Source organism: Thiohalophilus sp. (assembly GCF_031581315.1).
Taxonomy (GTDB): Bacteria; Pseudomonadota; Gammaproteobacteria; order UBA6429; family Thiohalophilaceae; genus Thiohalophilus.
Genome location: NZ_JAVLAZ010000078.1, coordinates 1 through 11,156 on the forward strand (window position 1 = coordinate 1; position 11,156 = coordinate 11,156).

Genomic DNA, 11,156 nt, shown 5'->3' on the forward strand with positions numbered 1-11,156 from the left:
GCTTAACTATTCAGAAGAAGAAAAAGCCTATGCGCTATATTTTTTGACTGTTACTGCCGTAGAGATTGGTGTTGAATCACCAATGAAGTATTTTTTAGATAATTATGATATTGCTGAGCTTCCTATTAATATAAGTATAGCATTAAAGGCTGATTTTGATAGCGATGATAAGTTTTCAAAGTTGTCTATGTCTAAATCATATAATAAAAAAATAAAGAAACTTATGAAGGGAAATAAAAAATTAGTTGATAAAATTAAATATATAATAGATACGCCTATCAAAGATTCTTCGTAAAAGGGGTCGGTGACAAATGATTCTCATTTTCATTCAGTGCTCAACGGGAGAGTTGCGGGAATAACAATACCAATCCGCATGGCCAGGGACGGTTTTTATTATCTAGGCGGTGTGTAAGAGGGTGATGACGATGATGCGATTCTTTATGGCATTGCTGGCGTTGGTGGTATCCGGGGTGTGCGTCGCCTCGCAGGGGTATATCGAAAAAGAAGGCACCCGGATGACGATCCGGGATTCGGTGGCGGTGCACGATGCGCAGGTGGGCAAGCTGACGATTTATCTGCTGCCGACTCGCTTGTCGGCGACGGAGAAGGCGAAAGTCAAGCAGGGCAATGCGCTTATGGTGCTGTTGCGAAAAGGCAGCCCGGACAGCAACAAGTGGGGCTGGTATCCCTATGCCCGGCTGGAGCTGAAAGATACCACGACAAAGTTTACCTCGCCGGATACGTTCTATGGCTATTACCTGATGGTCTACGGGTTAAAGCAGAAAAACTATACGGATAACCTCAATGGTTATTTTCAGGACGATGAGGTCCTGCGCAATTATCACCTTGGGAGCGACCGGCTCGAGTTCGAATTCTCGGGCGGGGAAAAGTCGATGGCTATCAAATGGCGGCTTGATGTCGACGCCCCGCTATTGTGATAGATCGCAAGGTCGGCCCTGACAAAGAGTGATTATTTCAATCACTTCTCAACGGGTGCGTTGCGGGAATAACACTATCAATCCGCATCGCCAGGCGTACGGGACCGGAGAGGAACTATGAACACTAAAAAAATACAGGGTTATTTTGACTGGGTGGTTAATGTTGTCTTTGGCATTATTCTGGTGTTTCTTATTTTCGGTGTGGCGATCGGTGCGGTGCAGCTGTTTGTCACCACCTGGAAATTGCTTGCCTTTGAGGGTATCACTGGCCACTACATCGACCTTATTGCCGATGTGCTGACGCTCTATGTACTCATCGAGCTGTCCCGTTCTCTGGTCGAGTACTTCCATACCAGCCGGCTCAGGCTCACGTTTATTATCGATGCGGCGATTGTGTTTGTTATCCGGGAGATGTTGATTGCCCTGTTCAAGCATGAATTGAAGCCCGACATGATCTATGCTTTTTCCGCCTTCCTGCTGGTGCTGGGTCTGATTCGCCTTGGTTCGGTGCTTGTCTATCAACGAGAAAAAATCATAGCGAAGGATATGAAGGACTAACCAGGGCCGTGAAGCCGTTTAGTTTCAGACAGGTTTATTCGGGTTCAACGGGAGCGTTGCGGGAATAACAACAATACACCGCATTGCCAGGGATGGTTTTTAATTCAGAAGGGGTGTTATGCCAAAACATGAATCCAAACAATGTGCGCGTTGCAACACGCTGTTCGAATGCAAGTCCGGGTCGATCATGCTCTGCCAGTGCCAGACGGTGGTGCTGAGTACGGAGCAGCTGGAATATATCTCCGAGCAGTACGAGGATTGCCTGTGCAGTCGCTGTCTGCTGGAAGTGCGTGGAGAGTACAACCAGCTGCAGCACGCCCGTAAGATTCGGGCGTTGAGCAGGTCGTAACGCTCATGCAGGCCAAATTGCCACAGCGCATCGTCTGCCTGACCGAGGAGCCGACGGAGATTCTGTATCGGTTGGGTGAACAGGATCGGATCGTGGGCATCTCGGGGTTTACCGTGCGCCCGCCGCAGGCGCGTAAAGAGAAGCCGAAGGTGGCGGCGTTTACCACGGCGAAGCTGGACAAGATCCTGGAACTGGAACCGGACCTGGTGGTGGGCTTTTCCGATCTGCAGGCGGACATCGCCGCCGGGTTGATCCGCGAGGGCGTGCAGGTGCTGATCACCAACCAGCGCGGGGTGAACGAGATCCTGGATAACATCCTGCTGCTGGGTAACATGGTCGGCGCCGGTAACCGTGCGCAGGCACTGGTCGACGAGCTGGTGGCGAACATTGAACAGGCCCGGGAACAGGCCGCCAGTCTGTCACGCCGGCCACGGGTCTATTTCGAGGAGTGGGACGAGCCGATGATCTCGGGCATTCGCTGGGTGTCGGAGTTGATCGCCATCGCCGGCGGCGAGGATGTCTGTGCTGATCGCGCGCAACATCCCGACGCCAAACGGCGTATCATTGCCGATGATAATGAAGTGATTGAACAACAGCCGGAAATCATTATCGGTTCCTGGTGCGGCAAGAAGTTTCAGCCGGCCACGGTGGCCGAACGTCCCGGCTGGGATCGGATCCCGGCGGTGCGGGACAATCAGTTATACGAGATCAAATCGCCGTTGATATTACAGCCCGGCCCGGCCGCGTTGTCCGATGGTCTGGCACAGCTGTCGGCGATCATCCACCAGTGGGCCACGAATCCGGTCGGTCGAACCGCCACTTTGTAACGGAAGCAATGCTTATGTCCGCCAGTGCCACGTTATATTACATCTATGATCCCATGTGCAGCTGGTGCTGGGGCTTTCGGCCGGTCTGGTCGCAGGTGAAAGCGGCACTGAAGGATAAAGTGGATGTTGTTTATGTGGCGGGCGGGCTGGCGCCGGATTCGGACGAGCCGATGGAGCCGGAAGTATGTGACTATCTGCAAAAGACCTGGCGTCGGATTAGCGAACAGTGCGGGGTGGAATTCAACTTTGAATTCTGGACGCAAAACACGCCGGTGCGTTCCACCTGGCCCTCTTGCCGGGCGACGCTGGTGGCACGGGAGTACGGCCGGGAAGTGGCCCTGTACGAACGTATCCAGCGTTTTTATTACCAGGAGGCGGGCAATCCGTCGGACTATGCCAGCTTGTATGATCTGGGCGAGGAGCTGGGGATCCCGCGCGAGACATTTATCGAACGTATTCACTCGGAAGATATCGAACGCCAGCTGCAGGAAGAGATGGCGCTGGCAGAGTCACTGGGTGTGCGCGGTTATCCCAGCGTGGTGTTGAAGATCGGTGATCAGATCCATTTCATCCGACACAGTTATACCGATGTCGATGCCAATCTGCAGCAGATCGAGGCATTGCTGGCGGCGTGATGCGATGTTTGGCCATTGGACGCTTTACGGGTTCAATGGACCGGCTGCAGAACCGGGACAACCCGGAACCGTCGCGTGGCGCCTTGATTGAGGCGACACGGGGAGTCGGGTTTTCGGTAATCCGGTGCGCGGCGCGTTATTCCACCATCGGGACCCAGCCGGGTTCGGCTTCAACCCGTTGCAGCCAGGCGCGGATTGCCGGGTATTCTGCAAGGGAGACGTCGCTTTCCTCGGCGAGGGCGACGTAGGGGTAGCAGGCGATGTCGGCAATGGTCAGGTGGTCTGCCGCCAGCCAGTCGTTGTCTTCCAGGTGCTGTTCCAGTGTTTCGAGCCCCGGTTTGGCATCGCGGTGGCACTGTTCCAGATCGAAGGGCTTGTTGAAGCGCAGGGCGACCCGGGCGCGGGCCAGGCCGTAGAGCAGTTCGTTTTCCGACACGGCCAGCCACTGCATCACATGCGCCTCGCCCAGGGCATCGGTGGGCAGCCAGTGCTCGTCGCCGTAGCGCCGCGCCAGGTAAACCAGGATCGCCATGGAATCCCAGATCAGCGTCTCGCCATCCTGTAGCACGGGGATCTGCCCGCGCGGGTTAAGGCGTTTGAACTCGGGGGTCTGGGTTTCACCAACGCTGCTGTCGGTCGGGATGCGCTCGTAATTCAGCCCCAGCATGGCCAGAAGCAGACGGATCTTGTAGCAGTTGCCGGAGCGATCGAAGTCGTAGAGTTTCAGGCCGGTCATGGGACTGTTCCTTGTTATAAGCGCCGGGCCGCGTGAATCGGCCAGAGGGGATCAAGTGTAGCGGATCCACCTGAACCGGAAAAACCCGGATCCGTCGCGTTGCTCCTTGATCCGGGCTACGTGTTGAACTCAGGATCCGTCGCGTTGCTTCTTGATCCGGGCTACATGAGGAACCCGGCTTTAGGGGGATTCGGGCTGTGGGTTGTTACTGGATCGCGCGCAGCATCCAAGCGGTTTTCTCATGAATGCGCATGCGATCGGAGATCAGTGCCGCGCTGGATTCATCCCCGGCGTCCTGGGCTTTGGCCAGGGCGTCGCGGCAGGTTTTGACCACCTGTTCATGACCTCGGGTGAGGATCTCGACCATCTCTTTGGCCTGGGGTACGCCGTCGACTTCCTTGATGGCACTCAGTTCGGCGAAGGCCTTGTAGGTGCCGGGGGCCGGGACGTCCAGGGTGCGGATGCGTTCGGCGATCTCATCCACGGCAGTGGCCAGTTCGGTGTAATGCTCTTCGAACATCAGGTGCAGTTCGCGAAACTGCGGGCCGGTGACGTTCCAGTGGAAGTTGTGGGTTTGCAGATAAAGGGTGTAGGAATCGGCCAGCAGGCGTTTGAGGCCTTCGGCGATGTTGTTGCGGTCTTTTTCGTCGATACCGATATCGATAGTGGTTGTCATGATTGCTCCTTTGCGTCGGTTAATGTCGTGTTAAAAAATGTGGTGCCGGAAAGCAGAATGTCAGGTAGCGCTGCGCACAATCTAACCTGCGCCTGAGTCCGCTAATTAACGCGAATAAACGCCAATCATTTTAAGCGCACATTAACAATCATTGGCGTTGATTTGCGTGCATTTGCGGACTGAAAAAAGCTATATGGAGAATGTCAGGTAGCGCTATGCGCAACCTGACCTACGCCTACAAATAAAACGGTGCCGGAAATCGTGTTTTCCGGCACAGTGTCATTGCCTTTCTCAGACCAGATCGAAGCGATCCGCATCCATCACCTTGCTCCAGGCTTTGACGAAGTCATTGACGAACTTCTGCTGGTTGTCGTCCTGGGCATAGACTTCCGCGTAGGAACGCAGGATGGCGTTGGAGCCGAACACCAGGTCCACCCGGCTGGCGGTCCACTTCACCGTGTCGGTTTCGCGGTCGCGGACTTCGTACAGGCCTTTGCCGGTCGGCTTCCAGGTGTTGTTCATGTCCGTGAGATTCACGAAGAAGTCATTGGTCAATGCGCCTTCGCGATCGGTGAACACACCGTGTTTTGTGTCACCGTGGTTGGTGCCCAGCATGCGCATGCCGCCGACCAGGACAGTCATCTCGGGCGCGGTGAGGCCCATCAGCTGGGTGCGATCCAGCATCATCTCTTCGGCACTGACCACGTAGTCCTTCTTGAGCCAGTTGCGATAGCCGTCATGCAGGGGCTCCAGGTACTCGAAGGAGTCGGCGTCGGTCATCTCGTCCGTGGCATCGCCGCGTCCGGGGGAGAAGGGCACGCTGACATCCACCCCGGCGGCTTTGGCGGCCTGTTCGACACCGACATTCCCGGCCAGCACGATCACATCCGCGACGCTGGCGCCGGTCTCTTTGGCAATGGGTTCCAGCGCCCCCAGCACCTTGTTAAGCCGCTGCGGCTCGTTGCCTTCCCAGTCCTTTTGCGGCGCCAGGCGGATACGCGCGCCGTTGGCGCCGCCACGCATGTCCGAACCGCGGAAGGTCCGGGCGCTGTCCCAGGCGGTGGCGACCATCTCGCCGATAGCCAGACCGCTGGCGGCAATCTTGTCCTTCACGGCCTGCACATCATAGTCACGCTTGCCTTCCGGTACCGGGTCCTGCCAGATCAGTTCTTCGTTGGGGACATCCGGGCCGATGTAGCGCGGCTTCGGCCCCATGTCGCGATGGGTCAGCTTGAACCAGGCGCGGGCGAAGGCGTCCTGGAACGCCTGCGGGTCGGCGCGGAACTTCTCCATGATCTTGCGGTACTCGGGATCCATCTTCATGGCCATGTCCGCGTCGGTCATGATCGGGTTGTAGCGGGTGGTCATATCCTCGACGTCGACCGGTTTGTCTTCTTCGGTGATATCCACCGGTTCCCACTGCCAGGCGCCGGCGGGACTCTTGCGGGATTCCCACTCGTGATCGAGCAGCATGTCGAAGTAACCCGAGTCGAACACGGTCGGGTTGGAGGTCCAGGCCCCTTCGATACCACTGGTGACGGTGTCACGGCCGATGCCGCGCTGGGTATGGTTGTTCCAGCCCAGGCCCTGTTCTTCCACATCGGCGGCTTCGGGTTCCGGGCCGAGCAGGGCGGCATCGCCGTTACCGTGACATTTGCCCACGGTATGGCCGCCGGCGGTTAGGGCCACGGTTTCCTCGTCGTTCATGGCCATGCGCTCGAAGGTGACGCGCACATCATGGGCGGTCTTGAGCGGATCCGGGTTACCGTCCACGCCTTCGGGGTTAACGTAAATGAGGCCCATCATGACCGCGGCCAGCGGGTTTTCCAGGTCGCGCTCGCCGGAGTAACGGCTGCCTTCGCTGCCGGTGGGGGCCAGCCATTCCTTCTCTGAACCCCAGTAGGTGTCCTTTTCCGGGTGCCAGATATCTTCGCGGCCGAAACCGAAGCCAAAGGTTTTCAGGCCCATGGATTCATAGGCGATGGTGCCGGCGTAGGCGATCAGATCGGCCCAGCTGAGCTGGTTGCCATATTTCTTTTTAATCGGCCAGAGCAGGCGACGTGCCTTGTCCAGGTTGGCGTTGTCCGGCCAGGAGTTGATCGGCGCAAAGCGCTGGTTGCCGGTCCCGGCACCGCCGCGGCCGTCCGCGACACGATAGGAGCCGGCCGCATGCCAGGACATGCGAATCATCAGCCCGCCGTAGTGGCCCCAGTCCGCCGGCCACCAGGCCTGGCTCTCTTTCATGAGCGCGTGCAGATCCTTTTTAAGCGCATCGAAGTCGAGTTTTTTGACCTCGTCGCGATAGTTGAACTCTTCACCCAGCGGGTTTGTCTTGGTGTCGTGCTGATGCAGAATGTCGAGGTTCAGGGCTTTGGGCCACCATTCCATGTTCGACTGGCCGGTTTCGGTGGCAGCGCCGTGCATCACCGGGCATTTGGTTGTGTCATCCATCGTGTTCTCCTTGAATTTGCTCTGTCGTGTTTCCCGAGTTCGACGGGAATAAGGTTGACTCTAGTTAAGAATCGATAACGGGGAAAATCGTTTGCTTCGATACCGCCGATAGTGCGTGACTATCGTGCGTCATAACGGTTTTCTCGTGGTTCGATGCAACGGACCAATACAGTTCCTGCGTCGTCTATTGGACACCGAACATGTTGCAATCAGGTTAAGTTCTCTTCTCCGCGTGTGGTTTGGCATTTTGTTGACAATGCTTTGTCAGGCGCGGCACGGCGCAAACCCGTCAAAACAGATATCAAAATAGTGCCGGTTAACCGGGTTGAATGCTTCTGACACGAGCGAGGCGTCAAGCTTCCTATTCAGTGTAGTTTAGATTGAGTCTAAATCCATTGATTAAAATCAGTTAACGTAAAAAAGACCGGCAGCGGGCTCGTACACCTGCAAGAAATCGGGGTATTATCCAGGCTGACAATATCCCATCGTGACCCGGATTTGACGGTGATGGATGTAAAAAGGAAAGGTTGGGGGCTGGCTCAGGCGTCGCGCGGCAGGATGAGAATCATCAGCGTGGCGAAGACGATCAGGCCGATAAAGGCGTAAAGGAAACGCTTTTTGGCCCCGGCCGCAAGACGCTCCTGCTCGGCCGGTGTCGGGGTCCGGCAGTGGGGGCAATGGGGTTGCGTGTCATCGAAGCGATGGCCGCAATGTCGGCATTGGATCTCGCTCATACAGATAGCATAATCGAGCCGGGTCGGATTGTCAGGTCAGTCTGTGTTATCCGGCCAACGAATATAAAACAGGGAGACGAGAATGGAACTACCCGGCATCAAGCTGAAGATGGGCGAGTCACTGGATCTGTTGCAGGCGCTGGGGCTGGTGCTGATTGCCGTGGCCACGGTGATCGCCTTCGGCATCGAGATCGGGGTGATGGTCGAGGCCCGCGCGGTGACTCTGGCGGATCTGCTGCTGATGTTTATCTACCTGGAGGTGCTGGCCATGGTTGGCATCTATCTCAAGTCCGGCAAGCTGCCGATCCGGATTCCCCTGTATATCGCCATCATCGCCCTGGCGCGTTATCTGGTGCTGGACATGAAAGCGATGGAAGACTGGCGCATGCTGGCGGTAGCCGGCTCGACGCTGATCATCGCCCTGACGGTGCTGGTGATCCGCTTCGGGCATGTTCGCTATCCCTATGACTCGGACAGCAGCGGCTGATGGTCATCATCTATACTGCCAACGACTATATCGAGGGCAACCTGGTCAGAGGCCTGCTCGAATCACAGGGAATCGACACTTACGTCAACGGCGAGTACCTGCAGGGCGGTATCGGCGAGCTGATGCCGATGGGGCACATCAAACTGAGCGTGGATGATGAGGACGAGTCGGCCGCATTGCGAATTATCGAGCGTTACGAGAACGGTGAGTTTCAAATCGGGGACGAGGAGGAGGTCTAGGTGTCTGTATCAAGCAAGCTAACGTCAAAATATTACGGGATTACGCTGTCGGTACTGGGTTTGATGCTGCTCAGTTTTCAGGTTTCCGCGGCGGGTTATAACGTCAAGCCGGGCCTGTGGGAGATGACCTATAAAATGGAGCTGAGCGGTGTGCCGAAGGAGATGGCACAGATGATGAAACGTGAACCGCAAACCAAACGCCAGTGCGTGGAAGGCGATGAGATCGATTTCCAGCCGGATGACATGGGTCAGGGGTGCAAATTTACCACGACCCACGAAAGCGCGAACCGGGTTGCCTGGGATATTCAGTGTCAGGGGGAACATGGATCTTCCAATGGTCAGGGCGAAGTCAATTTCAACGGAACCACCACGCAGGGCTGGTTCGAGATGAATATCCAGGCGGGTCCGATCGGCGAGATGCAGATGCGCAATACCTTCGAGGGGGAGCGCGTGGGCTCCTGTTGAGCCTGTAATCCTGTCCAATCCTGAAAGTGTAATCGTAGCTGGCACAAAGAATTGTGTCACAAGCTGGATGGTGTTTATTGGATATGCCCGGTCTGGGAGGGACATATCCGGTATAAAATAAAGAAGTCAGGATACGACTTCACTGATAACGAATAATAAAATCAACAACAGGGAGAGTATAATGACTCTGGTCTATAAAAACGAAAAACCGCTGTTTATTATTTCTTTAGTTATTTCGCTGCTGGTCTGGTTGGCTTTGCTGGCTGGAACGGTCGGGATTTTACTTGTCTGGGTGCTTATCGCTTTTCTTATTTACCTGATTGTACACTCCGGGTTTATTGCCTATCTCAAGGGTAATGCAGTCAAAGTCAGTGAAGAGCAATATCCCGATCTGTATCGGATGCACAGGGAGAGTTGCGAAAAGCTCAAGATGACCACGATCCCGGAGCTGTATCTGATCTGTTCTGACGGGATGCTCAATGCGCTGGCCACACGCTTCCTGCGTAAGGACTTCGTAGTGCTTTATTCCAACATCGTTGATGCGCTGGAGGAACGGCCTGAGGCCGTACGCTTTTATATCGGGCATGAACTCGGACATATCCTGCAAAAACACCTGGTGTACGGGCCACTGTTGCTGCCCTCGTCGATACTGCCATTGCTCGGCGCCGGGTATTCGCGCGCACGAGAATATACCTGTGATTTGCACGGACTCGCCTGTTCCAATAACAAGGAAGATGCCATGCACGCCATGGCTGTGCTGGCGGCCGGTGAACGGCGTTGGCGGAATTTAAACTTCCAACACTATCTTGGGCAGGTTGCGCTGACTTCCGGGTTCTGGATGTCGTTTCATGAACTGGCAGGCGATTATCCGTGGCTTAGCAAACGCATGGCGCGGATTGATGCGGAGGCCTCTGGCGAGAAGATCGAACTGCCGCGTCGACATTTTTTTGCCTGGATGTTGGCCCTGTTCGTGCCCCGCACCGGTGCTGGAGCCAGTGGCGGGGTAATCAACATTATGATCGTTGTTGCCGTGATTGGTATCCTGGCGGCAATTGCTGTTCCCTCCTATATGGGCTATGTCAGCCGGGCACAGGTCGAGCAGGCGTGGGAGGTTGGTCAGGACGCCCAGCAGAAACTGGAGGATTACATCATCGAGCATGGTGAGCTGCCGGCCAACCTGGAGCAGGTCGGTTTCAAGGTGGGCGATCGCCAGGTAAGGGCAACTTATTCTATGAATAACGAGGGTGCCATCGTGATTACCTTTACCGGGGCGGCACCGATCGCGGGCAAGACATTGCTGATTCAACCGTATATCGAAAACGAACGGCTCTATTGGCACTGCCAGGAGGGGACGCTGGGGAACCAGCAACGTCCTCAGGAGTGTCGTTCCGAGGAGTAGGTGAGTCTACCCCCTGCCAGGGAGGGTGGGGGATTCCCTTTAGCGCGCTTGCTCCACCCCACAGGGGTTGTCGGATATTGAGAGTGGGTCGTATCGAGTACGGTGCTACAGTACCTGACCATCCTTCTCTGCCTTTTGAGTGTTTACATTTTTGTAACGTGATCGTTACTGCTGATAGATCATAGTCGCAGTGACATTGCGTATAATGCCGCCTCGTGATCGGACTGCCAGGTCCGAGATGTTCACAAACCATCTGAGGGTATTATGTCTGCAGGAAATCCCGCGCCGTCCAACGGCGACAATTATGATGATCTTCACCAGAGTTACGGCCGCTGTTTGCACAACGGCGGATTTATCGAACGGTTTTACGCTATTTTTCTCGAGAGTCACCCGGAGGTGAAGGCGGCGTTCGCCAACACCGACTTCGATCGCCAGCGACGTCTGCTGCGTCGTACGTTGTCCAATTCAATTATGTTTGCCGCTGGTAGCAATATCGTACAGCGGGAGGTAGACAGGATGGCCGAGGTGCACAGCCGGCAGGGGCATGCTCCGGTCCAGCCGCATCTGTATGATTACTGGCTCAACAGCCTGATCGCCGCGATCGGCGAATTCGATCCGCAGTTTACACCGCAGCTGGAAAACCGCTGGCGCGAGGCGATGGG

15 protein-coding genes are annotated in these 11,156 nt (G+C 55.8%); 11 read left to right on the forward strand and 4 right to left on the reverse strand.

The features are described 5' to 3' along the window. The 6 genes from RI563_RS10575 to RI563_RS10600 all read left to right on the forward strand — a co-directional run. Positions 1 to 295: hypothetical protein (locus RI563_RS10575; protein ID WP_310694349.1), on the forward strand; the 295-nt coding region annotated here is incomplete at its 5' end. 130 nt (positions 296 to 425) lie between these two features. After that, complete coding sequence (locus RI563_RS10580) at positions 426 to 938, forward strand: hypothetical protein (protein WP_310694350.1); 513 nt, start codon at positions 426 to 428, stop codon at positions 936 to 938. Between the two features lie 117 nt (positions 939 to 1,055). Then, positions 1,056 to 1,496: a phosphate-starvation-inducible PsiE family protein gene (locus RI563_RS10585; RefSeq protein WP_310694351.1), complete on the forward strand. Its 441-nt coding sequence runs from the start codon at positions 1,056 to 1,058 to the stop codon at positions 1,494 to 1,496. Positions 1,497 to 1,614: 118 nt separating this feature from the next. Further along, entirely contained in the window at positions 1,615 to 1,845 is a 231-nt protein-coding gene (locus tag RI563_RS10590) for a cysteine-rich CWC family protein (RefSeq protein WP_310694352.1), read from the forward strand. A 5-nt stretch (positions 1,846 to 1,850) separates the two neighbouring features. Then, entirely contained in the window at positions 1,851 to 2,672 is an 822-nt protein-coding gene (locus tag RI563_RS10595; RefSeq protein WP_310694353.1) for a cobalamin-binding protein, read from the forward strand. A 14-nt stretch (positions 2,673 to 2,686) separates the two neighbouring features. Further along, the gene (locus RI563_RS10600; protein WP_310694354.1) at positions 2,687 to 3,307 is read left to right on the forward strand and encodes a DsbA family protein; all 621 of its coding nucleotides are present in this window, start codon (positions 2,687 to 2,689) and stop codon (positions 3,305 to 3,307) included. A gap of 136 nt (positions 3,308 to 3,443) precedes the next feature. Here the strand turns inward: RI563_RS10600 and RI563_RS10605 are convergent, their stop codons facing one another. From RI563_RS10605 to RI563_RS10620, 4 genes are all read right to left on the reverse strand, one after another. Continuing rightward, positions 3,444 to 4,043 (reverse strand): glutathione S-transferase family protein, encoded by a 600-nt coding sequence (locus RI563_RS10605; protein ID WP_310694355.1) that lies wholly within the window; start codon positions 4,041 to 4,043, stop codon positions 3,444 to 3,446. A 205-nt stretch (positions 4,044 to 4,248) separates the two neighbouring features. Beyond that, the gene (locus RI563_RS10610) at positions 4,249 to 4,719 is read right to left on the reverse strand and encodes a Dps family protein (RefSeq protein WP_310694356.1); all 471 of its coding nucleotides are present in this window, start codon (positions 4,717 to 4,719) and stop codon (positions 4,249 to 4,251) included. A 291-nt stretch (positions 4,720 to 5,010) separates the two neighbouring features. Then, a complete protein-coding gene (gene katG, locus RI563_RS10615; RefSeq protein WP_310694357.1) occupies positions 5,011 to 7,170 on the reverse strand; it encodes a catalase/peroxidase HPI in 2,160 nt (719 codons plus the stop codon). A 539-nt stretch (positions 7,171 to 7,709) separates the two neighbouring features. Continuing rightward, entirely contained in the window at positions 7,710 to 7,904 is a 195-nt protein-coding gene (locus tag RI563_RS10620) for a hypothetical protein (protein ID WP_310694358.1), read from the reverse strand. Between the two features lie 82 nt (positions 7,905 to 7,986). Here RI563_RS10620 and RI563_RS10625 point away from each other — a divergent pair, with 82 nt between their 5' ends. The 5 genes from RI563_RS10625 to RI563_RS10645 form a co-directional block, all read left to right on the forward strand. Next, positions 7,987 to 8,391, forward strand: coding sequence for a phosphate-starvation-inducible PsiE family protein (locus tag RI563_RS10625; protein ID WP_317622882.1), 405 nt, complete (start codon positions 7,987 to 7,989; stop codon positions 8,389 to 8,391). Continuing rightward, positions 8,391 to 8,630: a DUF2007 domain-containing protein gene (locus tag RI563_RS10630; protein WP_310694359.1), complete on the forward strand. Its 240-nt coding sequence runs from the start codon at positions 8,391 to 8,393 to the stop codon at positions 8,628 to 8,630. The genes RI563_RS10625 and RI563_RS10630 overlap by 1 nt, the downstream gene beginning before the upstream one ends. Beyond that, positions 8,631 to 9,095 carry a DUF3617 domain-containing protein gene (locus RI563_RS10635; RefSeq protein ID WP_310694360.1) on the forward strand — a complete coding sequence of 155 codons (465 nt, stop codon included), beginning with the start codon at positions 8,631 to 8,633 and terminating at the stop codon, positions 9,093 to 9,095. 181 nt (positions 9,096 to 9,276) lie between these two features. Continuing rightward, positions 9,277 to 10,494, forward strand: coding sequence for a M48 family metalloprotease (locus tag RI563_RS10640; protein ID WP_310694361.1), 1,218 nt, complete (start codon positions 9,277 to 9,279; stop codon positions 10,492 to 10,494). A 264-nt stretch (positions 10,495 to 10,758) separates the two neighbouring features. Further along, positions 10,759 to 11,156: globin (locus tag RI563_RS10645; protein WP_310694362.1), on the forward strand; the 398-nt coding region annotated here is incomplete at its 3' end.